Below are 24912 nucleotides of genomic sequence, written 5' to 3' on the forward strand. Positions count from 1 at the left end.
CAAGGATTTTTAAGAAAGAATATCTATTCATTAATGAAAACCGAGGACAGTTTCGTTCTCGGTTTTTAAAATCCTTTCAATGATTAAATAATTTTAAAACTCCAACAAAAACAGATGTTCTATAATACCTTCCCATACTAATTTACATTTTTCCGAACGAAAATAAATTAATAGTTAGTAACATTCGTGAATGTTACATTTGTGTTATAATTTGTTTTTTGAATGAATTTTCAGATAATTTTGCGTTATAATAGTTACTATTAAAATAAAAGGGGAGTTTCTATGAATAGACAAGAACGTTTTTCATTAAGAAAATACAAATTTGGTGTAGCCTCAGTTTTATTAGGGGCTGTTTTGGTATTTGGATCTGCACAAGCGAGTGCTGAAGAACAAGCGGCCAGCCAAACGAGTGCTGGAACACAGCTTGTAGCCACTACTCAACAGGCACCTGCTGAAGAAGAGCATTCACAAGCAACAGAAGCAAGTACAGCAGTTGCTAGTGAGAAAGTAGAAGTTGCAAAAGAAGCAACAGTTGCTGCAAAGACAACGAATGCAACAGAAGCAGCTCTTGTTGAAAAAACAGAAGCTCCGAAAGAGGCAGCTACTGTTCCAGAAACAAAACCGGAAGTAGCGGAAAAACCTGTAGAAAAAGCAACAGCAGTGGCTACTGCGACAAGTTCAGAAACAACGAATCGCCATGAGGCAGCTGAAAAACCTCAAAGCATCGAAAGTGACGAAATTATTACTGTTCCCCAAACCTGGAAGCAAGGTTATAAAGGGGAAGGGATGGTTGTCGCCGTTATCGACTCTGGCTTGGATGTGAACCACGAGGTTCTTCGGATTACCGATCCTTCAAAAGCTAAGTTTAAAAACCAAGGAGAAATCGAAGCTGCTAAGAAAGCGGCAGGAATTGATTATGGTAAATGGTACAACGACAAGGTTGTCTACGCTTATGACTACTTTGATGGTACCGACAATATCAAAGAGGCCGAAAGAGATTCTCACGGGATGCACGTTACAGGGATTGCAACAGGGAATCCTGATAAAGAAGCAGGAAACGGTGAAAAGATCTATGGTGTAGCACCAGAAGCGCAAGTTATGTTTATGCGTGTCTTTTCAGATCGTCAAAAAACAACAGGATCTGCTCTTTATGTAAAAGCAATTGATGATGCTGTAGCTCTTGGTGCAGATACTATCAACATGAGTCTTGGCTCTACGACTGGTTCTACGGTCAATGCGGATTCAGATATTGTAGATGCCATTAAACGAGCGCGCGCTAAAGGCGTATCTGTCTTAATTTCTGCAGGAAATAGCAATACTTTTGGGAATGGTTATTCAAGACCAGCTGCAGAAAATCCAGATTACGGTTTGGTTGGAAATCCATCAACGGTAGAGGACTCTATCTCTGTTGCTTCTATCAATAACAACATCATTACAACAGAAGTTTTTGAAGTCAAAGGTTTGGAAGGCAATGCAGAAGCGGATAACGGAAAATTTGATTACAGTAAATCTGCTGCAGATGCTGATTTTGAAAAAGGCAAAGAATATGAGTATGTATCTGTTGGTCTTGGGAAAGAAGATGATTTCAAAGATCTAGATCTTACCGGTAAATTGGCGCTTATCCAACGCGGGGAAATTCCATTCTCAGAAAAGATTGCCAATGCCCTCCATCATGGTGCAGTAGGGGCCATGGTTTACAATAATGTAGAAGGATCTAATCTTGGAATGGCAATTGATGGAGATGCTAAGAAAATTCCATCTGTCTTCATTTCAAAACGCTATGGGGAAGCTCTTAAAGCTGGATCTTACAAAGTTGTCTTTAACAATACCATGGCTAACCGTCCATCTCCAGAAGCAGACCAATTGTCTGATTTCTCAAGCTGGGGTGTGACAACAGATGGTCAGTTGAAACCAGATGTCACAGCACCTGGTGGGAATATCTTCTCTTCTTTGAATGACAATACCTACGGGGATATGAGTGGTACTAGTATGGCCTCACCTCACGTAGCAGGTGTTGCAGCCTTGGTTAAAGAATACCTTGTGAAGAACCATCCAGAATTGACTCCTGAACAAGTTTCTGCAACTGTCAAAGCCTTGATTATGTCTACGGCTAAACCACATGTTAACAAAGAAACCGGTGTCTATACGTCTCCACGCCAACAAGGAGCAGGGGTTGTCGACACAGCAGCGGCTGTTTCAACAGACTTGTATGTGACTGGTGAAAACAACTATCCAAGTGTCACTCTTGGAAATGTTGGAGATAGCTTTACCTTTGATGTCACTGTCCACAATATTTCAGATACCGATCGTACCTTGAAAATGTTGGTGAATACTGACACAGATGAAGTGAAAGATGGTAAATTTACCCTTCGTCCACGTAAATTAACAGAAACTGCTTGGCCTGAAGTAACTGTGAAAGCTCATAGTTCTGAAACAGTTACGGTGAAAGTCGATACAAGTAAATTCACAGAAGAATTGAGCAAAGAAATGCCAAACGGCTATTTCCTTGAAGGATTTGTTCGCTTTGTAGATCCGGCAGATGATGGAGATGTGGTCAGCTTGCCATTTATGGGCTTCAAGGGAGAATTCCAAAATCTTCCCGCTGTTGAAAAGCCAGTCTATGATTTGGTTCGCGAAGGAAAAGATGGATTCTACTACCATATTCCAAAAGATTTGAATATCTCTTCTAGTGCGAATGTTTCTGCACTCGTCACTCAGCAAAATGACTTCCTTCTCACTCAAGGAAAACGAGACGGTCGTCGGATTACAGTCCTTGGTATTGACGAAAATGCAGAAGGAACTCATACCCTTCAACTAGATGAAAACGGAAATGTTCGCATTGCCATTTCACCAAATGAAGATGGAAATAAAGATTTCGTCGAATACAAGACAGTTGCCCTTAGAAACATTGAAAACCTTCGTGCAACTGTTTATGCAGCAAGTGATACGGAACATAAAAATCCATTGTGGGAAGGAACTCCATCTGACCATCGTAAGAACTTCTTCAACGGTGACCAAAAGAACCCACGAAGCTATACGCTAGCTAATACTGCCTGGAATGGTATTGATGCGAATGGGAATGCGGTAGCAGATGGTCTATATGATTATGTCATCCGTTACACCCCAATGGTTCCTGGAGCTGAGGAGCAATCAACGACTTTCAAGGTTCGGGTTGATACTCAAAAACCAGTGATTACATCTGGCTATATTCGCTTTAAAGACGGAGCACAACAGTTTGTATCACGTAAAGCCAAAGATGTTGGCGATGGTGGTATCTTAACTGAAAAACTCGTCTATGTGACTCCATTTGATGATCAGGGGACAATGGTCCAAACCAGTGAAGATAAGAATGGCACACGTGCGCTTGAAAATTACCATGTGATCAAGGCCAATGCAGATGGTAGCTTCGATCTTCCTGAAAACATCGATAAGAAGAATATCTACTACTATGTAGAAGATTTTGCGGGGAACGTAGATTATGTTTCACTAGCTGATTTAGTTCGGGATCAAAATAGTGGTCGGGTTCAAATCGCAGTTCGTGACGCTAAAACGAACAAAGATTTGGATACTATGTATGTTTACCGAATCAAAGATAGCAATGGCCAATACGTGTCAGTTGATAAGACAAAAGATATTAACTTCTTGAACTTTGGTCATTACACTGCAGAAATCTTTACGTATGATCGTACAGAAGTGAAATTTGTCAGCGGCTTAACGCAAGAATTTGATTTGACAGAAGATAATAGTTTCCAAACGATCGCTTTCCTTGCCAATACTTTAGAATATGCACCAGTTAGCATCAGCTTTGATCAACCGGTTTCAAAAGCAGCTACGATCGTATTGAAAGGGGCAGATGGTGAAAACTTTGTCTTGCCTGCTGAAAAATATGGTAAAAATGGCTTTGGTAAATCTGTCGCAACTGGTCAATATACCTTGGTTGCAACTCTTCCTACAGGCTATGAACTAACTGAGGAAGCACCAGTGATCTCAGTTGTCGCAGGGCGCAACAACAATTATCGTATTGGAGTGATCTCGAAAGTGGATCTCTTGGCTGCTTTAAACAACCAAGCAGATATTACAAAGACAGCTCAATACTTCAATGCGAGTGCGGATAAGAAGGAAGCCTATGATCAAGCCTTACAAGCGGCCCAAGTAGCCTTGACCAACAAGGTTAGTCAAGAGCAAGTCAACCAAGCTCTAGCTAGTCTTGAAGCTGCTAGCCAAGCTTTGGATGGGAAAGATTCAAACGTTGCGGCCTTGAAAGAAGCCATGCAGGCTTACGATGCTACGACTAAAACTGGTCGTTATGCCAATGCCAAAGAAAAAGTACGTCGCGACTACGACCGCGCTTTCCAAACAGTAGCCTTGCTTGCAGTTGATCCAACTGTGAAACAAGAACAAATCAATCAAGCACTTGCTGAGCTTAGCCGTGCGGAAGGAAAATTAAACGGGAAAGCAACTGATTTTTCAAGCTTTGAAAAATACATCAAGGAAGAATTGAAGTTCCAAGAAAAGAATGCTAAATTCATCTATGCTGGAAATGAAGAAAAAGAAGCTTACCTAGCAGCCTTCAAGGATGCACAAACCATCCTTTCAAATCCAGCAGCAAGCCAACAAGATGTGAAAGATGCCTTGACAGCCTTGAAGAATGCCAAGAAAAAACTTCATGGTAAAAAACCAAAAGCTGCAAGACGTCCATAATTGATATAAGATAGTTTGTTAGCCTAAAATCCATCTGAAACATTTGTTTCAGATGGATTTTTATTTACAAGTACCTAAAAATTTGCTATAATACTAGTCAAGAAAGAAGGGCTTACGGCGTTTTTCTAGCGAGCTTGGGATAGTGAGAGCCAAGTAGAGCAAAGTAAGCAAGTGGCACTTTCTCTCAGTAAAAGCTGAGTAAAGTAAAATAAAATGAAGTAATAAATTAGGGTGGAACCGCGTTTCTGACGCCCCTAGGTCAAACGACTTAGGAGCAGAGACACGGTTCTTTTTGCATCCTGAGTCACAAGAAACTTTATGAATAAGGAGTAAAACATGTCTAAAAAATTGACTTTCCACTGCGTTAGTGGCAGAGACCTCCTTACAGTCGGACTGCCCCACGCTCAGGCACCCTGGTGCCTGAGCTAGACGCAGTACTAACTCGTCTTGCTTCGTAAAATCGACGAGGCGGACTCATGTCGCAAGAATTTATAAAAAGGAGAAGAAGATGTCAAAAAAACTAACCTTCCAAGAAATTATTTTGACTTTGCAACAATACTGGAATGACCAGGGTTGTATGCTCATGCAGGCTTACGATAATGAAAAAGGTGCGGGAACCATGAGTCCTTACACCTTCCTTCGTGCCATTGGTCCTGAACCATGGAATGCGGCTTATGTAGAGCCATCTCGTCGTCCAGCTGATGGTCGTTATGGGGAAAACCCAAACCGTCTTTACCAACACCACCAATTCCAAGTAGTTATGAAACCATCTCCATCAAACATCCAAGAACTTTACCTTGAGTCATTGGAAAAATTGGGTATCGATCCTTTGGAACACGATATCCGTTTCGTTGAAGATAACTGGGAAAACCCATCAACTGGTTCAGCTGGTCTTGGTTGGGAAGTTTGGTTGGACGGTATGGAAATCACTCAGTTCACCTATTTCCAACAAGTTGGTGGATTGGCAACTGGTCCAGTAACTTCTGAGGTCACTTACGGTTTGGAACGTTTGGCTTCTTACATCCAAGAAGTAGATTCTGTTTACGATATTGAGTGGGCTCCAGGCGTTAAATACGGAGAAATCTTCCTTCAACCAGAATACGAACACTCAAAATACAGCTTTGAAGTTTCTGACCAAGATATGCTTCTTGAAAACTTCGAAAAATTTGAAAAAGAAGCAGGACGTGCCTTGGAATTGGGTCTTGTTCACCCTGCCTATGACTACGTTTTGAAATGTTCACATACTTTTAACTTGCTAGATGCTCGTGGAGCAGTATCCGTTACAGAACGTGCCGGTTACATTGCCCGCATCCGTAACTTGGCCCGTGTCGTAGCTAAGACCTTCGTTGCAGAACGTAAGAAACTTGGTTACCCACTCCTTGACGAAGCCACACGCGCCAAACTCCTAGCAGAAGAGGAAGAATAATAAGCGTTACAAGAATGGAAATGGGCAAACAAAGTGAGCCCACATGACTACCCAGAGGCAAGTCGAAGACTTGCTAAAGGGATAGGCGCCGCCGTACTGGTATATGGGGATTTTTGAAACGTTAGGTTCAAAAATCAGTTGGCTAAATCCACTTTGATGAGACTGTTGGAAATCGCTGTCAAGGAGACATGAGATTTCCTTACAGCCTCACAAAGTTAGTTAGCAACGTCCCCAGTACCTAAGGTGCCTATCAAAAAAAGAAATTTGTAAAGGAAGAAACATGACAAAAAACTTACTAGTAGAACTTGGACTTGAAGAGTTGCCAGCCTACGTTGTCACACCAAGTGAAAAACAACTCGGTGAGAAAATGGCAGCCTTCTTGGATAACAATCGCCTTTCATACGAAAGCATTCAAACCTTCTCAACACCACGCCGTTTGGCAGTTCGTGTGATTGGTTTAGCGGATCAACAATCGGATTTGACTGAAGATTTTAAAGGACCTTCTAAGAAAATCGCCTTGGATGCTGATGGAAACTTCTCAAAAGCAGCGCAAGGCTTTGTCCGTGGAAAAGGCTTGACTGTAGATGACATCGAATTCCGTGAAGTTAAGGGTGAAGAATACGTTTACGTGACGAAACATGAAGCTGGAAAACCTGCTAAAGAAGTATTGGCTGGCGTTCCAGAAGTACTTGCTTCATTGACCTTCCCTGTCAGCATGCACTGGGCTAACAACACCTTTGAATACATTCGCCCAGTTCATACCTTGATTGTCCTTTTGGGTGATGAAGCGCTTGACCTCGACTTCTTGGATATCCATTCAGGTCGTGTGAGTCGTGGACATCGTTTCCTTGGACATGAAGTGGAAATTACCAATGCGGATTCTTATGAAGAAGACCTTCGTACTGTTTACGTGATTGCGGATAGCAAAGAACGTGAAAACATGATTCGTGAGCAAATCAAAGCTATCGAAGCAGAACAAGGTGTTCAAGTCCAAATCGAAGAAGGACTTTTGAACGAAGTCTTGAACTTGGTCGAATATCCAACTGCCTTTATGGGAAGTTTTGACACTAAATATTTGGACGTTCCAGAAGAAGTCTTGGTGACCTCAATGGAAACCCACCAACGGTACTTTGTTGTACGTGACCTTGATGGTCGGCTAAAACCAAACTTCATCTCAGTTCGTAATGGGAATGCTGAGCACTTGGAAAATGTTATCCGAGGAAATGAAAAAGTATTGGTGGCACGTCTCGAAGATGGTGAATTCTTCTGGCGTGAAGACCAAAAACTCAAGATTGAAGACCTGGTTGCTAAATTGGCTAACGTGACTTTCCATGAAAAAATCGGTTCTCTCTCAGAACACATGGCTCGTGCCGGTGTCATTGCAGCATCATTAGCTGAACAAGCTGGTTTGACTGCTGAAGAAAGGGCAGCCGTAGCGCGTGCAGCTGAAATCTACAAATTTGACCTCTTGACTGGTATGGTCGGAGAGTTCGATGAATTGCAAGGAATCATGGGTGAAAAATACGCCCTCCTTGCTGGTGAGGATCCTGCAGTAGCGACAGCTATCCGTGAGCACTACCTTCCTGATGCAGCAGATGGAGCCCTTCCAGAGACTAAGGTTGGTGCTATCCTTGCGCTTGCAGATAAATTGGATACCCTCCTTTCCTTTTTCTCAGTCGGTTTGATTCCGTCTGGTTCCAATGACCCGTATGCGCTTCGTCGTGCAACACAAGGAATTGTTCGTATCTTGGATGCCTTTGGTTGGTACATCCCGATGGATGAGTTAATCGACAGTCTTTACGGACTTTCATTTGCTAGTCTTTCTTATGACAATCAAGCAGAAGTGCTCAATTTCATCAAGGCGCGTGTGGACAAGATGATGGGACGCACACCAAAAGATATCAAAGAAGCTGTTCTTGCTGGTTCAAACTTTGTCGTAGCAGATATGCTGGAAGCAGCTGAAGCTCTTTCAGAAGCTGCTAAGACGGATGGTTATAAGGCAGCTGTTGAATCCCTCTCACGTGCTTTCAACTTGGCAGAAAAAGCAGATGCTTCAGTAGCAGTCGACGCTAGTCTCTTTGAAAACGATCAAGAAAAAGCCCTTGCTAAAGCAATTGAAGAGCTTGAATTGACAGGTTCAGCTAGCGACAAATTGGCTCAACTCTTTGCCCTTAGCCCAGTCATCGATGCTTTCTTTGACAATACCATGGTTATGGCAGAAGATGAGGCTGTTAAAAACAACCGTTTGGCCCTTCTTGCAGGTCTTGTAGCGAAAGCCAACGCTGTTGCAGCCTTTAATCAATTGAACACAAAATAATGACCTGATGACAGGTAGAAAGTAGGTCTTATTATGACACCTGAAAAAATCGCTCGAATCAATGAGCTTGCTAAAAAGAAAAAAACAGAAGGTTTGACTCCTGAAGAAGCAGTGGAACAAGCAAAACTTCGTGAAGAATACATTGAAGGTTATCGTCGTTCGGTTCGTCACCACATCGAAGGGATCAAAATTGTGGATGAAGAAGGTAACGATGTAACACCTGAGAAACTACGCCAAGTGCAACGTGAAAAAGGTTTGCATGGCCGTAGCCTCGATGACCCTAATTCATAAGCAAAAGAGTGCTGGAAGAGACTCCAGCACTCTTTTTAATCTATAAAATTCAGAATATTCTGCACTAGATTGACCAATTTTTAAAAACATGGTATAGTAGATTGTATGAAAATTTGAAGTATACTTTTCTGAAAATGTACAGAAAAAGAATTGGAGTAATTATATGTCAAAAAAACATCATCCTGGTGAAGAAACCGAAAATGGGATGGTTCGTGGTCTGCAAAATCGGCATGTTCAGCTGATCGCTATTGCAGGAACCATCGGGACAGGACTCTTTCTTGGAGCCGGTCGTTCCCTTTCTTTGACAGGGCCCTCTATTATTTTAGTCTATATGCTGACTGGCGCCTTCATGTACTTGATGATGCGGGCGATCGGAGAAATGCTCTATATGGACCCTGATCAACACACCTTTATCAACTTTATCACCAAGTATATAGGAAAAGGTTGGGGTTATTTTTCAGGATGGTCCTATTGGGTCTCCTTGGTATTTTTGGGAATGGCAGAGATCACCGCTGTTTCCAACTATGTCCAGCTTTGGTTTCCAAATTGGCCAGCCTGGCAGATTCAAATTATCTTTTTAGCGCTCTTAAGTTGTGTAAACTTGATCGCTGTGAAGGTTTTTGGAGAGGTTGAATTCTGGTTTGGAATGATCAAGATTGTCACGATTTTAGCCTTGATCGCAACAGGAATCTTTATGGTGACGACGAATTTTGAAACACCAGCTGGACACGCTAGCTTAAGTAACATTACCAATGGTTTTCAAATGTTTCCAAATGGTTGGGTCAAGTTCGTCATGGCCTTCCAAATGGTCTTCTTTGCTTACCAAGCAATCGAATTTGTTGGAATTACTACTTCTGAAACAGCTAATCCCCGACAAGTATTGCCAAAAGCTATTAAAGAAATTCCAATCCGGATTGTAATCTTTTATGTAGGAGCTTTGTTGGCGATTATGGCTATTTTCCCTTGGCAACAGCTTCCTGTCAATAAGTCACCGTTTGTAACGGTCTTTCAGATGGTAGGAATCAAGTGGGCAGCAGGATTGATTAATTTTGTCGTACTGACAGCTGCTGCATCTTCCTTGAATTCCACCCTCTATTCAACAGGGCGTCACTTGTACCAGATTGCAAAAGAAACACCAAACAGCAAAGTGATGAATCGTTTGAGACTGAATAGCTTATCTCGTATGGGGATTCCAAGTCGCGCGATTATTTTTTCTGCGATTGTGGTTGCTGTTTCAGCCTTTATCAATATCTTGCCAGGTGTCTCAGATGCCTTTGCCTTGATTACGGCATCTTCTTCTGGTGTCTACATTGCTATTTACATTTTGACCATGCTCGCCCATCTTAAGTACCGTAAATCGAAAGAATTTATGCCAGATGGTTTTGTCATGCCAGCCTATAAAGTGTTGAATCCATTGACCATTGTTTTCTTCCTCTTTGTATTTGTTTGTCTCTTCTTGCAAGAATCAACATACATTGGAGCGATTGGGGCAACCATCTGGATCATTCTTTTTGGGATTTACAGCAATTGGAAACATAATCAATAAACCGCAAGAGAGTGGGACAGAAATCGGTAATTCGTTAGAATTCGATTTCGTCGTCCCACCTCCGCACAGTTGAGTAGGRCTGTAAAAGCTGATGAAATCAGCGTAGTAGAGCCCACTCAACCACTGCGTCTTGCTCGACAATTCAAAAATAATTGAGAGGCTAGGACTTTTGTCCCAGCCTCTTTATTATTTCAGAGCTAGTTTGCTTTCTTTTAAGAAATTACTTGGAGGGAATAAAAGAAAAACAGAGGTGGAAGAAATTATTTTTCTTCCATCTCTGTTTTTTGTCCTTGAATGGCTTTTTTGAGCCACCAAAGTGAGCCGGCTAGGATCAGGGCAGCAAGCCAAAAAATCCAAGCCTCAATAGTGGTTAGAAAAAAGTAGAGAGCGATAGCATCGACCAATAAAAGTGGGATGAGAATCTGTTTTCTTATTTTCATAAGAATATTGTATCATAAATCCTAGAGGAAACAAATAAAATCAAGCCTTTCTAGGTATTTTGTAGGATCTGAAAAGGTCCGATAGGGTTAGTTAGTGAATTTTCTTTCAGGAGTGCATCTTGGTCCCATTTGTGGTAAAATAGTAAAGATATGAGTAAAGAATTTCATCATGTAACGGTTTTGCTTCATGAAACGATCGATATGCTGGATGTTAAGCCAGATGGGATCTATGTAGACGCCACATTGGGTGGGGCAGGCCACAGCGAATATTTGTTAACAAAATTAAATGAATCGGGCCATCTTTATGCCTTTGACCAAGATCAGCATGCAATTGAGAATGCTAAGATCCGATTGGCACCTTTCATTGAGAAAGGCATGGTGACCTTCATTAAGGATAACTTTCGTCATTTGAAGGAACGTCTAAATGACTTAGGTGTGACTGAAATTTATGGGATCTGTTATGACCTAGGTGTGTCTAGTCCTCAGTTAGATGAACGGGAACGCGGATTTTCTTACAAGAAAGATGCGCCACTGGACATGCGGATGAATCAAGAAGCTTCCTTAACAGCCTATGAAGTGGTTAATAGCTACGATTACCATGATCTAGTTCGCATTTTTTTCAAATATGGAGAGGACAAATTTTCCAAGCAAATTGCGCGGAAAATTGAGCAAGCGCGAGCAATTAAACCGATTGAAACGACGACTGAATTAGCAGAGATTATTAAATCTGCTAAACCAGCTAAGGAGCTCAAGAAAAAGGGTCATCCTGCTAAACAGATCTTCCAAGCCATTCGTATCGAAGTCAATGACGAACTGGGAGCGGCGGATGAATCGATTCAGCAAGCCATGGATTTGTTGGCCCTCGATGGTCGTATTTCTGTGATTACCTTTCATTCGTTAGAGGATCGATTGACCAAACAATTGTTTAAAGAAGCTTCGACGGTTGAGGTTCCAAAGGGACTTCCCTTTATTCCGGATGATTTGAAACCAAAGATGGAGTTGGTCAACCGGAAACCTATTTTGCCAAGTGAAGAAGAGCTTGAGGAAAATAATCGATCCCATTCAGCAAAATTACGGGTTGCTCGAAAAATACACAAGTAAGAGGAATTGATATGGCAGCAAGAGATGAGAGAACAAGAACACAGGTACTGCAAGACCGCTTTCGCCGTTTCTCTAGAGTAGAAAAGGCTTTTTATGGGTCGATTGTCCTAACAGCTGTAATTTTAGCCATTAGTATCGTCTTTATGCAGACACGGATTTTACAAGTTCAAAGTGAATTGACTGATTTGAATACGGAACTAGAAGCCAAAAAGACGGAATTGGCAGATGTTCGTCAAGAGGTCAATGAATTAACACGTTATGACCGCTTATCACAGTTGGCTAGCTCCCAAGGAATGAAGCTGCAAAAAGAAAATCGAAAAACAGTGAGTGCAAGTAGTGATGAATAAATTCAAAAAATTTTTGATCGGGTATTCGATAAAGAAACGTCGCTTGCCGGATCAGAATCGAAAACAAGTTGGGAAAAATCTCAGTGTACTGGCGATTTTCCTCTTTTTTCTCTTTCTGATTAATTTTGCAATGATCATTGGGACTGACAAAAAATTTGGTGTAACCTTATCGGATCAAGCAAAAAAAGTCCATGAGCAGACGGTCATTGTTCCTGCAAAACGTGGAACGATCTACGACCGAAATGGAGCAGTAATTGCTGAAGATGCTACGACCTATAACGTTTATGCCGTTATTGATAAAAAGTACAAATCAGCAACCGGGAAAATCCTCTATGTAGAAGAGAGCCAATTTAAAAAAGTAGCAGAAATCTTTAAGCAGTACTTAGGGATGGATGAGGATTACGTCATTCAACAGTTATCGCAAAAGAAATTGAAACAGGTTTCTTTTGGGTCGAACGGAAACGGCATAACTTATAGCAATATGACGGCCATCCGTGAGGCCATGGAAGCGGCGAAGATTGAAGGGGTTGCTTTTACAACTAGTCCAAATCGAAGCTATAAAAATGGAGTTTTTGCTTCTCAATTTATAGGTCAGGCCTCTCTTCAAGAAGATAAAGAGGGGAATAAAACCCTGAAGGGGCAATCAGGGATGGAGAAATCCCTCGATCGTATTCTCGCTGGTCAAAATGGGGTTATCACCTATGATAAAGACCGAAACGGCAATATCGTTCCTGGTTCAGATAAGGTTTCTGTCAAAACAGAAGATGGAAAAGATGTCTATACGACTATTTCAGCAGAATTACAAACCTACCTTGAGACACGAATGGATGTTTTCCAAGAAAAAGTAAAAGGAAAGTATGTTAGTGCGACTCTTGTGAGTGCAAAAACTGGAGAAATTCTAGCGACAACGCAACGTCCATCCTATAATGCGGATACTAAACAAGGGTTGGATCTGAAAAACTTGAAAACCTGGAATACCATCCTCTATCAAGACCAATATGAACCGGGTTCAACGATGAAGGTCATGTTATTAGCTTCGGCGATTGATCATGGAACCTTCCCAGCTTATAATGAGGTATACTACAGTAACGAACTACAAGTAAAAGATGCGACCATCCGTGACTGGGATGTCAATATGGGACTGGCTGAAGGTCGCTATATGAATATCGCGCAGGGCTTTGCTTACTCAAGTAACGTGGGGATGACCCGCTTAGAGCAAAAGATGGGAAATGCTGTCTGGATGGACTACCTAACCCGTTTTAAATTCGGTCTTCCAACTCGTTTTGGAATGGGAAATGAAGCTTATGGTGGTCTTCCGGGCGATAACTACGTCAGTCAGGCACAATCTGCCTTTGGTCAAGGGATTTCCGTCAGTCAAACCCAAATGTTACGGGCCTTTAGTGCTATCGCCAATGATGGGCAAATGTTGGAGCCGAAGTTTATTAGTGCCATTTACGATAAAAAATCAGACACAGCCCGCAAATCAAAAAAAGAAGTTGTTGGAAAACCAGTTTCAGGATCAGCTGCGCAACAGACTCGAAATTATATGATCACCGTCGGAACAGATCCAGAGTATGGAACCTTGTACAGTGATGGACCTATCATTCAGGTACCCGGTCAAAACGTTGCAGTGAAATCAGGGACTGCCCAAATGGCGACAGATCAAGGATACTTGCAAGGAGAAAATGATTATATCAACTCGGTTGTAGCGATGACACCTGCAGAAGACCCTGAATTCATCATGTATGTAACAGTCCAACAACCAGAAGTGAAATTCTCAGCCACTAGCTGGGAAGAACTGGTCAATCCTATTTTGGAAGATGCAGTTGCTTTAAAAGATGAATTGCACTTAACATCAGAGGCACCAACATTGGATGATGTGACCAAAGAAATGACTTATAAAATTCCATCTGTAGAATCCCTTTCCAAAGAGTTGAAATCGAAACAAAATCTAAGCCCAGGTGCTTATTCAGAGGAATTGCGTCGCAATTTGGTGCAACCAATTGTACTAGGAACCGGGAAAAATATCCGCAAGATGTCTGTGGAAGTTGGCTCTAAAGTCAAAGCCAATCAACAAGTATTGTTATTGACAGAAGACTTTGATGATGTTCCAGATATGTATGGTTGGACTAAGAAAAATGCAGACATCTTTGGAGAATGGACGGGAATTGAAATTACCTATAAAGGTAGTGGAAAGAAAGTGACCAAACAAAGTGTCAAAATGAACACCTCACTCAATAAAACTAAAAAGATTACATTAACATTAGGAGACTAAGATGTATATTGCTACGATCCTTGTATCGTTTCTATTAACAGTGGCTGCTATTCCAGCCTTTATTCGATTTTACCATCGTGCTCATATTTCCGGGCAACAAATGCATGAAGATGTGAAACAACACAGAGCGAAAGCTGGCACTCCAACAATGGGTGGAGTGGTGTTTCTCATTACAGCAGTTCTAGTCAGTTTTGTCGTTACCGTATTGACTGGAAATTTCACGCGCCCTGTTCAACTTACTCTATTTATCTTGATTCTATATGGAATTGTTGGATTTTTGGATGACTTTTTAAAAGTTTTTCGTAAGATTAATGAAGGGCTCAATCCAAAGCAAAAATTAGCTCTTCAACTCGTTGGTGGAATCATCTTCTATATTTTTTCTGAGCGCCACGGTGCAGGAAGCCTTTTGAATATCTTTGGTTACGATCTTTATTTGGGCCATTTCTACATTCTCTTTGCTTTGTTTTGGTTGGTTGGTTTTTCAAATGCTGTCAATTTGACAGATGGGATTGATGGATTAGCCAGCATTTCCGTTGCCATTAGCCTGAGTGCCTATTCCTTTATTGCCTATATGCAAGGAAAATGGGATATTCTCTTTGTCACCTTAAGTATGATTGGGGCCTTGCTTGGATTCTTTGTCTTCAACCATAAGCCGGCTAAAATCTTTATGGGAGATGTCGGAAGTCTAGCTCTTGGAGGGATGCTTGCAGCCTTGTCAATGGCTCTGCATGTCGAGTGGACCCTGCTCCTGATTGGTCTGGTCTATGTCATTGAAACAGGTTCAGTGATGTTACAAGTGACCTATTTCAAATGGACCAAGAAGCGCTACGGAGAAGGACGTCGGATTTTCCGAATGACTCCTTTCCACCATCATTTAGAACTGGGTGGCCTTTTTGGCAATGGGCAAAACTGGTCAGAATGGAAAGTGGATGCCTTTATGTGGAGCATTGCCTTGGTGACAAGTGTCGTGACTCTAGTTTTTCTCTACCTATAAAACGACGGTGGGCTTTCCCATCGTTTTTTTACTGACTCAGAGAGACTTCGCTGGTTAGGAAAAATGACTCATAAGAGAGGCAAGAAGACAGCTTTTCTGATATAATAATAGAGATCATGAAAGGAACTGAGAAAATGAAATTTACAGAGTTTAATTTTAAGCCCTATATTCAAGAGGCACTGAAAGAAATCAATTTTAGAGAAGCAACCGAAGTACAGGAAAAACTAATTCCGATTGTCCTAGCTGGAAATGATTTGGTAGGAGAGTCAAAGACAGGTTCTGGGAAAACCCATACGTTCCTCTTGCCGATTTTTCAAACCTTAAATGAAGACAGTGAGCAAGTTGAAGCGGTGATTACGGCTCCTAGTCGGGAGTTGGCAACGCAAATTTACCATGCTGCTCGTCAAATCGCTAGTCATTCTGACAAAGAGATTCGGATTGTAAATTATGTTGGAGGAACGGATAAAAACCGTCAGATTGAAAAATTGCAGGTCAAACAACCACATATCGTGATTGGAACTCCAGGCCGGATCTATGATCTGGTTGCATCTGGTGATCTGGCTATTCATAAGGCCCATACTTTTGTGGTAGATGAGGCAGATATGACACTGGACATGGGATTCTTGTCAACCGTGGATAAGATTGCTTCAAGACTTCCGCAACAACTGCAATTTTTAGTTTTTTCAGCCACCATTCCGCAAAAATTGCAGCCTTTCTTGAAAAAATATCTCTCAAATCCAGTCATGGAGCAAATTAAGACTAAGACGGTGATTTCAGATACCATCGATAACTGGCTGGTTTCGACCAAGGGTCGAGATAAAAATGAGCAAATTTACCAATTGACCAAGACCTTGCAACCTTATTTGGCCATGATTTTCGTCAATACCAAAACGAGAGCAGATGATCTCCATGCCTATTTAGTGGCTCAGGGATTGAAAGTGGCGAAGATTCACGGAGATATCCCACCACGTGAACGGAAACGGATCATGAATCAGGTTAAAAATCTTGATTTTGAGTATATTGTGGCCACAGATTTAGCGGCTCGTGGAATTGATATCGAAGGGGTGAGTCATGTCATCAACGATGCTATTCCACAAGATCTTTCCTTCTTTGTTCACCGTGTTGGCCGGACAGGGCGCAATGGTCTACCAGGTGTCGCTATTACTCTTTATCAACCGAGTGATGATTCAGATATCCGTGAACTAGAAAAAATGGGAATTCGTTTCGTACCTAAAGTCTTGAAAAATGGGGTTATTGAAGATACTTATGATCGGGACAGACGGGCGAATCGTGAGAAAAAGCAAGAGAAACTCGACATCGAAATGATTGGTCTGGTGAAGAAGAAAAAGAAAAAAATCAAACCAGGCTACAAGAAAAAAATCAAATGGGCAGTTGATGAAAAGCGGAGAAAAGCTAAGCGAGCTGAAAACCGTGCGCGTGGACGAGCTGAACGGAAGGCTAAGCGCCAAACTTTCTAACCTCCTCTTTCAAATGTTCAGAAGAAAACATAGATTTTCTTTATGAACTCCATAAAGAAAAACTATTAGGAACTTGTCTAAAATTATGATAGACTAAATTTGAGTAGTCTATCATTTTTCTATTTCTGTAGCAATTTTTGGAATTCCGATGGTGAATGTGATAGAATGTTTATGTTCGAGAAAGGAAGTAACAAAAATGTTTACAACTAATCTTTTAGCTGCCAACTGGTATGCTGACTTTTTAAAACACGTTCCAGATAGCAAGCTGTTTAGTTTGAGAGCCGTATTGGATGCATTTCCGGCTGTCATAGGAAAATTGCCTGTGACGATTTTATTAGCCCTAGGAGGCGCATTTTTTGGGATTATTTTTGCCATGATTTTTGCTCTGGTCAAAATTAATCGTGTACGAATTCTTTACCCGATTCAAGCTGTTTTTGTCAGTTTTTTACGGGGGACTCCTTTGTTGGTTCAGTTGATGTTGACCTATTATGGGATTCCTCTTATTTTAAAAGCGATCAATCAGTCTTATGGAACAGCTTTTAATATTAATGCCATTCCAGCTGAGCTGTTTGCAATTGTGGCTCTTGCCTTTAATGAGGCAGCTTATGCGAGTGAAACCATCCGGGCAGCCATTTTATCAGTGGATCCTGGTGAAATTGAGGCAGCGCGTAGTCTTGGAATGACCAACCGCCAAGTTTATCGCCGGATTATTATTCCCAATGCAGCAGTCGTTGCAACTCCAACCTTAATCAATTCTCTCATTGGCTTGACCAAGGGGACCTCGCTAGCCTTTAGTGCCAGTGTGGTTGAAATTTTTGCCCAAGCACGGATTATTGGGGGGAGCGATTTGAAGTACTTTGAACGCTTTATCACGGTATCGATTGTTTACTGGATTGTGAACATTCTCATTGAAATACTAGGCCGTCACATTGAACGTCGACTGGATATTGAGACTCCCGTAGCAATTGATTTACCAGATCAGGAGGTCCGGATCTAATGATTTATATTTCAGAATTATCAAAGACATTTTCAGGTCAAAAGGTTTTAAATAATCTAAGTTTGGAAATTCAAAAAGGGGAAGTCGTGGCCCTAATCGGGTCTTCGGGAGCTGGTAAATCAACCTTCTTACGCAGTTTAAACTATTTGGAAGCACCAGATAGCGGTAGAATTAAGATTGATGATTTCGAAGTTGATTTTGAACACATTACCCAAGATCAAATCTTAACCTTAAGAAGAAAATTGGCCATGGTGTTCCAACAGTTTAATTTGTTTGGTAGAAAAACAGCTCTTGAAAATGTGAAAGAAGGGCTCATTGTTGTGAAGGGGTTATCCGATCAAGAAGCAACGAAAATTGCTCGAGAAGAACTGGCAAAAGTCGGTTTATCGGATCGTGAAAATCACTATCCTCGTCACCTCTCAGGTGGACAAAAACAACGTGTGGCTTTGGCTCGTGCCTTGGCTATGAAACCAGAAGTTCTTTTGCTGGATGAACCGACTTCAGCCTTGGATCCAGAATTGGTTGGAGAAGTTGAAAAATCCATTGCCAATGCAGCAAAATCAGGACAAACCATGGTACTGGTCAGCCATGATATGTCTTTTGTAACGCAAGTAGCAGATAAGGTCCTATTTTTGGATAAAGGACGGATTATTGAATCTGGAACACCAGAGGAAATCATGCAACATCCAAAAGAAGAACGGACAAAAGAATTCTTTGCTAGTTACAAACGGACCTATGTTTGATATAATAGAGGAGAGGTAAGACTCAGCTGGCGATGCTAGCTGGGTTTGTTTTCTGAAAATGTAAAAATATTTGGAGTCGTGATGTTAAATAAATTATTGTCCTTATATTTACAAAGTTTAGTGACGACAACGATTTTAGTTGGGATCGCTTCTTGTATTTGGATTGGCTACCGTGCCCTTAAGAAGAAAGATAAAACAGCCAAGCAACGACAAGCCCATTTGTATGATATCCTCTTAATTGATATCATGACGATTCCTATTTTAACCTTTGCGGTCATAGGGATTTTGTTTATCTTTCAAGCACGATAATTGCAAAAAGACTGTGTTAGAATTATAATGGTTACAACAAAACAGAAAGAGGTTTAGTATGTTTGATACAGTGATTATTGGAGCAGGTCCTGCAGGGATGACTGCTGCCCTTTATGCAGCACGAAGCAATTTAAAGGTCGCATTGATTGAGAGAGGAATTCCAGGTGGTCAAATGAACAATACGTCTGACATCGAAAACTATCCTGGCTATGCGAATATTAGTGGCCCAGATTTGGCTGAAAAAATGTTTGAGCCTTTAGAAAATCTTGGCGTGGAACATTTGTTTGGTCAGGTAGAGCGCATCGAAGACCACGGAGCAACCAAAAAGATTGTCACAGATGATGGGGAATTTGAAGCTAAAACCGTGGTGATTGCAACAGGGTCTAACCACCGTTCATTGAATGTCCCTGGTGAAGAGGAGCTTAATAGTAGAGGGGTTTCCTACTGTGCTGTTTGTGATGGAGCTTTCTTTAGAGATGAGGATCTCTTGGTCGTTGGTGGCGGCGATTCTGCGGTAGAAGAAGCTGTCTTTTTGACTCAGTTTGCAAAAACAGTGACCATTGCCCATCGTCGTGATCAATTGCGTGCTCAAAAAGTTCTTCAAGATCGTGCCTTTGCCAATGATAAAATTCACTTTGCTTGGAATACAGTTGTTGAAGAAATTAAGGGGGAACAAAAAGTAACGTCTGTCCTTTTAAAAGATGTGAAGACAGGAGAGGTTAGAGAGCAAGCCTTCGGTGGTGTCTTTATCTATGTTGGTTTAGATCCTGTCAGTGATTTTGCGACAGAACTTGGTATTTTAGATGAAAATGGCTGGGTGATCACGGATGATCATATGAGAACCACAGTCCCAGGTATTTTTGCGGTTGGCGATGTTCGTCAAAAAGATCTACGTCAAGTGACGACAGCCGTCGGAGACGGTGCGATTGCTGGCCAAGAAGTTTATAAATATATCACAGAAAACTTTTAATCCAAAAAAATCTGAGCTTCCTGTCTCAGATTTTTTTCATGCTTTCCTTTCAGTATTCAATAGGGCTGAAATATGCTATAATGGTACTAATTTTATGGTAGGAATTCATAGAACAAATCTATAAAAAAGAGGTATACATATGTATCCAGATGACAGTTTAACGTTGCATACTGATTTATACCAAATCAACATGATGCAGGTCTATTTTGATCAAGGTATCCACAATAAACATGCCGTATTTGAAGTGTATTTTCGTCAACAGCCTTTTAAAAACGGCTACGCAGTATTTGCTGGCTTAGAGAGAATTGTGAAATACTTGGAAAACTTGAGTTTTTCTGAGAGCGATATTGTCTATTTAGAGTCACTTGGTTATCATGGGGCCTTCTTGGAATATCTCCGTGATCTAAAGTTGGAATTGACGGTACGTTCGGCTCAAGAAGGAGACTTAGTCTTTGCCAATGAACCAATTGTTCAGGTAGAGGGTCCTCTAGCTCAGTGTCAATTGGTGGAAACAGCCCTTTTGAATATCGTCAATTTTCAAACCTTGGTAGCCACAAAAGCTGCTCGTATTCGTTCGGTCATTGAAGATGAGCCTTTGATGGAATTTGGAACACGTCGTGCGCAAGAAATGGATGCTGCAATTTGGGGAACTCGTGCAGCAGTCATCGGAGGTGCCAATGGAACTAGTAATGTTCGTGCAGGAAAACTCTTTGGAATCCCAGTTTTAGGAACCCATGCCCATTCTCTAGTACAGGTATATGGAAATGACTACCAAGCCTTTAAGGCTTATGCGGAAACCCATAAAGATTGTGTCTTCCTCGTCGATACCTATGATACCCTTCGTATTGGGGTACCAGCAGCTATTCAGGTAGCACGTGAAATGGGAGATAAGATCAATTTCCTAGGCGTCCGGATTGACTCAGGAGATATTGCTTATATTTCTAAAAAGGTTCGCCAGCAATTAGATGAGGCTGGGTTTACAAATGCTAAAATCTACGCTTCTAATGACTTGGATGAAAATACTATCCTCAACTTAAAAATGCAAAAAGCAAAAATTGATGTTTGGGGTGTAGGAACCAAGTTAATTACAGCTTACGATCAACCAGCACTTGGAGCGGTATACAAAATTGTCTCTGTTGAAAACGAAGCAGGAGAGATGATCAATACCATCAAGCTTTCCAATAATGCAGAGAAAGTTTCTACACCAGGTAAAAAGCAAGTCTGGCGGATTACCAGCCGTGAAAAAGGTAAGTCAGAAGGGGACTACATCACTTACGATGGAGTAGATGTTTCACAACTGACAGAACTTAAAATGTTCCATCCAACTTATACCTACATTAATAAAACAGTCCGAAACTTTGAGGCGATTCCTCTTTTAGTGGATATTTTTAAAGAGGGTCAATTGGTTTATCAACTGCCAACATTATCAGAAATTCAAGAATATGCTCGTAAAAATTACGATCAATTATGGGATGAATACAAGCGCGTCCTCAATCCACAGCATTACCCAGTTGACTTAGCAAAAGATATTTGGCAGGATAAGATGGATCTGATCGAGGAAATGCGTAACAAGGCCAATGGAGAAGGAGAAGCAAAATGAGTTTGCAAGAAGAGATTATCCAACAATTGGGTGTCAAGCCTAGCATTGATCCTCAGGAAGAGATTCGCCGCTCGGTTGATTTCTTAAAAAGATATCTAAAAAAACATCCCTTCTTGAAAACATTTGTATTAGGGATCTCAGGAGGACAAGATTCAACGCTTGCTGGACGATTAGCTCAATTGGCCATGGAAGAAATGCGCGCAGAAACAGGAGATGCCTCCTATCAATTTATTGCCGTTCGTCTTCCTTATGGGGTACAGGCAGATGAAGCAGATGCACAAAAAGCTTTGGCCTTTATCCAGCCGGATGTTAGCCTAGTTGTGAATATCAAGGAGTCTGCTGACGAAATGGTACGAGCAGTAGAAGCGACTGGAACAGAAGTTTCTGATTTTAACAAAGGCAATATTAAGGCTCGCAGTCGCATGATTGCTCAGTATGCTCTAGCTGGAGCACGTAGCGGAGCGGTGATTGGGACGGATCATGCTGCAGAAAATATTACTGGTTTCTTCACAAAATTTGGAGATGGTGGTGCAGATATTTTGCCCCTTTTCCGTTTGAATAAACGCCAAGGAAAACAATTGCTTAAGGCCTTAGGAGCCGATCCTGCTCTTTATGAGAAAATTCCAACAGCAGATTTGGAAGAAGAAAAACCAGGAATAGCAGATGAAGTAGCGCTGGGTGTCACCTATAATGAAATCGATGATTACCTAGAAGGCAAACAAGTGAGCCCAGAAGCTCAAGCCACTATTGAAAAATGGTGGTACAAAGGCCAACACAAACGCCACTTGCCAATCACAGTATTTGATCATTTCTGGGAGTAAAAATGTCCAGTGGACCTTTTTAGCCCGAGTCTTAAAATAGGAGAACGAGGTAGAAATCGGTAACTCGTAGAGTTCGATTTCGTAGTCTCACCCCCGCAAGGCTGTCTAAATTTGAAAGGTGCTCAAAGAGCTCCGTTCAAATCAGCCAGCTACTGCGTCAATGTATCATTGAAAAGCTCATGGATGAGGTGGAGACAAATAGAATTTTTCTATTAATACTAGACAGAAATCGGTAACTCGCAGAGTTCGATTTCGTAGTCTCACCATACAATATTGTGAAAAGCATCAAAAAGAAGGGCGATTTCATCCGTCCTTTTCTTCTAGATTAAAGTAACCAACTTGCAACGTTCAAGTTGCATGAAAAAATGAAGGGAGACAATCTATGAATCATCTTGGAAGTCTTGTCATAGAGACAGAGCATTTATACTTGAGGCCTTTCGTTTTGGAAGATGCACCAGCGATGTTTGAAAATTGGGCTTCGGATCCTGAAACCCTGAAATATGTCACTTGGGATGCCCATGCATCTACTGAGAGAACCAGAGAATCGATCAAAAGATGGATCGAACAGTATCGTAAACCAGATACTTATAAATGGGCGCTTTGTTTGAAAACATCACTGGATCAGGTAATTGGAGATATTAGTGTGGTTTCTCAAGACCAGGAAAGTCAATCATGCGAGCTAGGTTATATCCTTGGCAAGAAATTCTGGGGGCGGGGATTCATGACAGAAGCCGTCATAGCTGTTTTGGATTTCTTATTGAACAAAGTCGGATTTAAAGAAATCAAAGCCACTTATGTCAGTTTAAATCCTGCTTCAGGGAAAGTCATGGAAAAGGCAGGAATGCAGTATGTAGAAACCATCCCTCATGCCATTCAACGCAAAGGATATTGCGGGGATAAAATCATCTATTCTAAACAGAATCCCTCTCTATAGGGTGATTTTTACTTGAAGATTCTGCTCAAAGGATTATAATAGTAAATAACGAAAAAAGGAGATTGCTATGTCAGAATTAACGAAAGAATTTACAGACCAGCTCTATGCTAATTATGAAGCAAATGTGAAATATGCGGCTATTGAAAATACTGTTACCCACAATGGGATCCATGCATCGCTTGAAACGCGCAAGAGTACAGTAGAGAATACACCAGTTTTTTCACTTGATTTGACCAAGGATAAGGTGACAAACCAAAAAGCATCTGGGCGTTGTTGGATGTTTGCGGCTTTAAATACCTTCCGTCACAAGATGATTTCAAGCTTCCAATTGGAGGATTTTGAATTGTCTCAAGCACATACTTTCTTTTGGGATAAGTATGAAAAATCAAACTGGTTTTTGGAGCAAGTGATTGCTACAGCAGACCAAGAATTGACCAGCCGTAAGGTGGCTTTTCTCCTACAAACCCCACAACAAGATGGCGGTCAATGGGATATGGTGGTATCCCTCTTCGAGAAATACGGAGTGGTTCCAAAATCCGTTTATCCAGAATCCATTTCATCCAGCAATAGCCGGGAATTGAACACCTACCTCAATAAACTCTTGCGTCAAGATGCGCAAATCTTGCGTGATTTGATTCACTCAGGCGCAGATAGTGAGGCAGTTGCGAGCAAGAAACAAGCGTTGTTGCAAGAAATCTTTAACTTCTTGGCTATGTCTTTAGGATTGCCTCCACGTGAATTTGACTTTTCATACCGTGATAAGGATAATCAATTCCATAGCGAAAGTGGCTTAACTCCACAAAGCTTCTACAAAAAATATGTAGACCTTCAATTAGACGATTACGTCTCCATTATCAATGCCCCAACTACAGATAAGCCATATGGAAAATCTTATACAGTAGATATGCTGGGCAATGTTGTAGGTAGCCATCCAGTCCGCTACCTAAATGTTCCAATGGATCGATTGAAAGAATTAGCCATTGCTCAAATGAAAGCAGGAGAAACTGTCTGGTTTGGTTCAGATGTAGGCCAAGTCAGCAACCGTAAAGCCGGAATCCTGGCAACAGATGTCTACGATTTTGAAGCAGGCATGGACATTCATTTGACACAAGACAAGGCGGGTCGCCTGGACTATGCAGAAAGTCTAATGACACACGCTATGGTCTTGACAGGGGTTGATTTAGACGAAGCAGGTCAGTCTCGTAAATGGAAGGTTGAAAATTCATGGGGAGACAAGGTCGGTACAGATGGTTACTTTGTGGCTTCTGATGCTTGGATGGATGAATATACCTACCAAATCGTGGTTCGTAAAGAATTCCTAACAGCAGACGAATTAGCAGCCTATGAAGCAGAACCAATTGTCCTAGCACCGTGGGATCCAATGGGAGCTTTGGCAAAATAATGATACAGAAAAGAGCCGAAAGGCTCTTTTAAGATTGAAGACAAAATATCTTAAAAACTTTCCTTAGGTGGGTACGGAGGTTAGGTGAAATTATCCAGTGGATGATTTCAGCAATCCAAGAAGTTCCATGACTAAATTAAGATACAAAGGATGTCTGCGGATAAAGTCAAAATAGGAAGTTTGACGCAGAATCTTTCGATTCTAGGAGAACTTATCTTTT

General features: G+C 41.3%; 19 protein-coding genes. 18 read left to right on the forward strand and 1 reads right to left on the reverse strand.

All coding sequences use genetic code 11. The features are described 5' to 3' along the window. Positions 1-282 precede the first annotated feature (282 nt). The 5 genes from ADH92_RS02400 to ADH92_RS02420 all read left to right on the forward strand — a co-directional run bounded on the left by ADH92_RS02400 (position 283) and on the right by ADH92_RS02420 (position 10281). Complete coding sequence (locus ADH92_RS02400) at positions 283-4701, forward strand: S8 family serine peptidase (RefSeq protein ID WP_049496773.1); 4419 nt, start codon at positions 283-285, stop codon at positions 4699-4701. A 508-nt stretch (positions 4702-5209) separates the two neighbouring features. After that, positions 5210-6127, forward strand: coding sequence for a glycine--tRNA ligase subunit alpha (glyQ, locus tag ADH92_RS02405; RefSeq protein ID WP_049496776.1), 918 nt, complete (start codon positions 5210-5212; stop codon positions 6125-6127). Positions 6128-6407: 280 nt separating this feature from the next. Continuing rightward, positions 6408-8444 carry a glycine--tRNA ligase subunit beta gene (gene glyS, locus ADH92_RS02410; protein ID WP_049496779.1) on the forward strand — a complete coding sequence of 679 codons (2037 nt, stop codon included), beginning with the start codon at positions 6408-6410 and terminating at the stop codon, positions 8442-8444. A 33-nt stretch (positions 8445-8477) separates the two neighbouring features. After that, entirely contained in the window at positions 8478-8735 is a 258-nt protein-coding gene (locus tag ADH92_RS02415) for a DUF896 family protein (RefSeq protein ID WP_003012632.1), read from the forward strand. 163 nt (positions 8736-8898) lie between these two features. Further along, the gene (locus ADH92_RS02420) at positions 8899-10281 is read left to right on the forward strand and encodes an amino acid permease (protein ID WP_049496781.1); all 1383 of its coding nucleotides are present in this window, start codon (positions 8899-8901) and stop codon (positions 10279-10281) included. A 260-nt stretch (positions 10282-10541) separates the two neighbouring features. Here ADH92_RS02420 and ADH92_RS02425 read toward each other — a convergent pair whose 3' ends face one another. Next, the gene (locus ADH92_RS02425; RefSeq protein WP_037599920.1) at positions 10542-10721 is read right to left on the reverse strand and encodes a hypothetical protein; all 180 of its coding nucleotides are present in this window, start codon (positions 10719-10721) and stop codon (positions 10542-10544) included. A 150-nt stretch (positions 10722-10871) separates the two neighbouring features. On the opposite strand from ADH92_RS02425, the gene rsmH reads away from it, so the two are divergent. From rsmH to pepC, 13 genes are all read left to right on the forward strand, one after another. Next, the gene (rsmH, locus tag ADH92_RS02430; protein ID WP_049496790.1) at positions 10872-11822 is read left to right on the forward strand and encodes a 16S rRNA (cytosine(1402)-N(4))-methyltransferase RsmH; all 951 of its coding nucleotides are present in this window, start codon (positions 10872-10874) and stop codon (positions 11820-11822) included. Positions 11823-11833: 11 nt separating this feature from the next. Beyond that, complete coding sequence (gene ftsL, locus ADH92_RS02435; RefSeq protein WP_003003929.1) at positions 11834-12169, forward strand: cell division protein FtsL; 336 nt, start codon at positions 11834-11836, stop codon at positions 12167-12169. Beyond that, positions 12162-14444 (forward strand): penicillin-binding protein PBP2X, encoded by a 2283-nt coding sequence (pbp2x, locus tag ADH92_RS02440; protein ID WP_049496794.1) that lies wholly within the window; start codon positions 12162-12164, stop codon positions 14442-14444. Before ftsL ends, pbp2x begins: the two co-directional genes overlap by 8 nt. A gap of 1 nt (position 14445) precedes the next feature. After that, positions 14446-15438 carry a phospho-N-acetylmuramoyl-pentapeptide-transferase gene (gene mraY, locus ADH92_RS02445; protein WP_049496796.1) on the forward strand — a complete coding sequence of 331 codons (993 nt, stop codon included), beginning with the start codon at positions 14446-14448 and terminating at the stop codon, positions 15436-15438. Between the two features lie 134 nt (positions 15439-15572). Then, on the forward strand, positions 15573-16916 hold the full coding sequence (locus tag ADH92_RS02450; protein ID WP_049496798.1) for a DEAD/DEAH box helicase: 1344 nt from the start codon (positions 15573-15575) through the stop codon (positions 16914-16916). Positions 16917-17112: 196 nt separating this feature from the next. Then, on the forward strand, positions 17113-17913 hold the full coding sequence (locus ADH92_RS02455; RefSeq protein WP_024054761.1) for an amino acid ABC transporter permease: 801 nt from the start codon (positions 17113-17115) through the stop codon (positions 17911-17913). Continuing rightward, positions 17913-18656: an amino acid ABC transporter ATP-binding protein gene (locus ADH92_RS02460; protein ID WP_049496799.1), complete on the forward strand. Its 744-nt coding sequence runs from the start codon at positions 17913-17915 to the stop codon at positions 18654-18656. The genes ADH92_RS02455 and ADH92_RS02460 overlap by 1 nt, the downstream gene beginning before the upstream one ends. 81 nt (positions 18657-18737) lie before the next feature. Continuing rightward, positions 18738-18965: a DUF4059 family protein gene (locus tag ADH92_RS02465; protein WP_003003995.1), complete on the forward strand. Its 228-nt coding sequence runs from the start codon at positions 18738-18740 to the stop codon at positions 18963-18965. A gap of 58 nt (positions 18966-19023) precedes the next feature. Continuing rightward, positions 19024-19935, forward strand: coding sequence for a thioredoxin-disulfide reductase (gene trxB, locus ADH92_RS02470; RefSeq protein WP_049496800.1), 912 nt, complete (start codon positions 19024-19026; stop codon positions 19933-19935). A gap of 139 nt (positions 19936-20074) precedes the next feature. Continuing rightward, a complete protein-coding gene (locus tag ADH92_RS02475; RefSeq protein ID WP_049496803.1) occupies positions 20075-21535 on the forward strand; it encodes a nicotinate phosphoribosyltransferase in 1461 nt (486 codons plus the stop codon). Further along, positions 21532-22356, forward strand: a complete 825-nt coding sequence (gene nadE, locus ADH92_RS02480; RefSeq protein ID WP_003010362.1) for an ammonia-dependent NAD(+) synthetase — start codon at positions 21532-21534, stop codon at positions 22354-22356. The genes ADH92_RS02475 and nadE overlap by 4 nt, the downstream gene beginning before the upstream one ends. A 382-nt stretch (positions 22357-22738) precedes the next feature. Beyond that, positions 22739-23290, forward strand: coding sequence for a GNAT family N-acetyltransferase (locus ADH92_RS02485; RefSeq protein ID WP_031575284.1), 552 nt, complete (start codon positions 22739-22741; stop codon positions 23288-23290). 67 nt (positions 23291-23357) lie between these two features. Continuing rightward, on the forward strand, positions 23358-24692 hold the full coding sequence (gene pepC / locus ADH92_RS02490; protein WP_049496806.1) for an aminopeptidase C: 1335 nt from the start codon (positions 23358-23360) through the stop codon (positions 24690-24692). Positions 24693-24912 lie beyond the last annotated feature (220 nt).

The sequence above is a fragment of the Streptococcus parasanguinis genome (assembly GCF_001073155.1).
Taxonomy (GTDB): Bacteria; Bacillota; Bacilli; order Lactobacillales; family Streptococcaceae; genus Streptococcus; species Streptococcus parasanguinis_D.

Excerpts from the sequence above, each read along its gene's own strand:
- ADH92_RS02450 (WP_049496798.1), top strand. The coding sequence starts at position 15,573 with ATGAAATTTACAGAGTTTAATTTTAAGCCCTATATTCAAGAGGCACTG.
- glyS (WP_049496779.1), top strand. The coding sequence starts at position 6,408 with ATGACAAAAAACTTACTAGTAGAACTTGGACTTGAAGAGTTGCCAGCC.
- pbp2x (WP_049496794.1), top strand. The coding sequence starts at position 12,162 with ATGAATAAATTCAAAAAATTTTTGATCGGGTATTCGATAAAGAAACGT.
- ADH92_RS02485 (WP_031575284.1), top strand. The coding sequence starts at position 22,739 with ATGAATCATCTTGGAAGTCTTGTCATAGAGACAGAGCATTTATACTTG.
- ADH92_RS02460 (WP_049496799.1), top strand. The coding sequence starts at position 17,913 with ATGATTTATATTTCAGAATTATCAAAGACATTTTCAGGTCAAAAGGTT.
- ftsL (WP_003003929.1), top strand. The coding sequence starts at position 11,834 with ATGGCAGCAAGAGATGAGAGAACAAGAACACAGGTACTGCAAGACCGC.
- ADH92_RS02415 (WP_003012632.1), top strand. The coding sequence starts at position 8,478 with ATGACACCTGAAAAAATCGCTCGAATCAATGAGCTTGCTAAAAAGAAA.
- mraY (WP_049496796.1), top strand. The coding sequence starts at position 14,446 with ATGTATATTGCTACGATCCTTGTATCGTTTCTATTAACAGTGGCTGCT.
- ADH92_RS02455 (WP_024054761.1), top strand. The coding sequence starts at position 17,113 with ATGTTTACAACTAATCTTTTAGCTGCCAACTGGTATGCTGACTTTTTA.
- ADH92_RS02475 (WP_049496803.1), top strand. The coding sequence starts at position 20,075 with ATGTATCCAGATGACAGTTTAACGTTGCATACTGATTTATACCAAATC.
- ADH92_RS02425 (WP_037599920.1), bottom strand. The coding sequence starts at position 10,721 with ATGAAAATAAGAAAACAGATTCTCATCCCACTTTTATTGGTCGATGCT.
- glyQ (WP_049496776.1), top strand. The coding sequence starts at position 5,210 with ATGTCAAAAAAACTAACCTTCCAAGAAATTATTTTGACTTTGCAACAA.
- rsmH (WP_049496790.1), top strand. The coding sequence starts at position 10,872 with ATGAGTAAAGAATTTCATCATGTAACGGTTTTGCTTCATGAAACGATC.
- ADH92_RS02420 (WP_049496781.1), top strand. The coding sequence starts at position 8,899 with ATGTCAAAAAAACATCATCCTGGTGAAGAAACCGAAAATGGGATGGTT.
- ADH92_RS02465 (WP_003003995.1), top strand. The coding sequence starts at position 18,738 with ATGTTAAATAAATTATTGTCCTTATATTTACAAAGTTTAGTGACGACA.
- nadE (WP_003010362.1), top strand. The coding sequence starts at position 21,532 with ATGAGTTTGCAAGAAGAGATTATCCAACAATTGGGTGTCAAGCCTAGC.
- pepC (WP_049496806.1), top strand. The coding sequence starts at position 23,358 with ATGTCAGAATTAACGAAAGAATTTACAGACCAGCTCTATGCTAATTAT.
- trxB (WP_049496800.1), top strand. The coding sequence starts at position 19,024 with ATGTTTGATACAGTGATTATTGGAGCAGGTCCTGCAGGGATGACTGCT.
- ADH92_RS02400 (WP_049496773.1), top strand. The coding sequence starts at position 283 with ATGAATAGACAAGAACGTTTTTCATTAAGAAAATACAAATTTGGTGTA.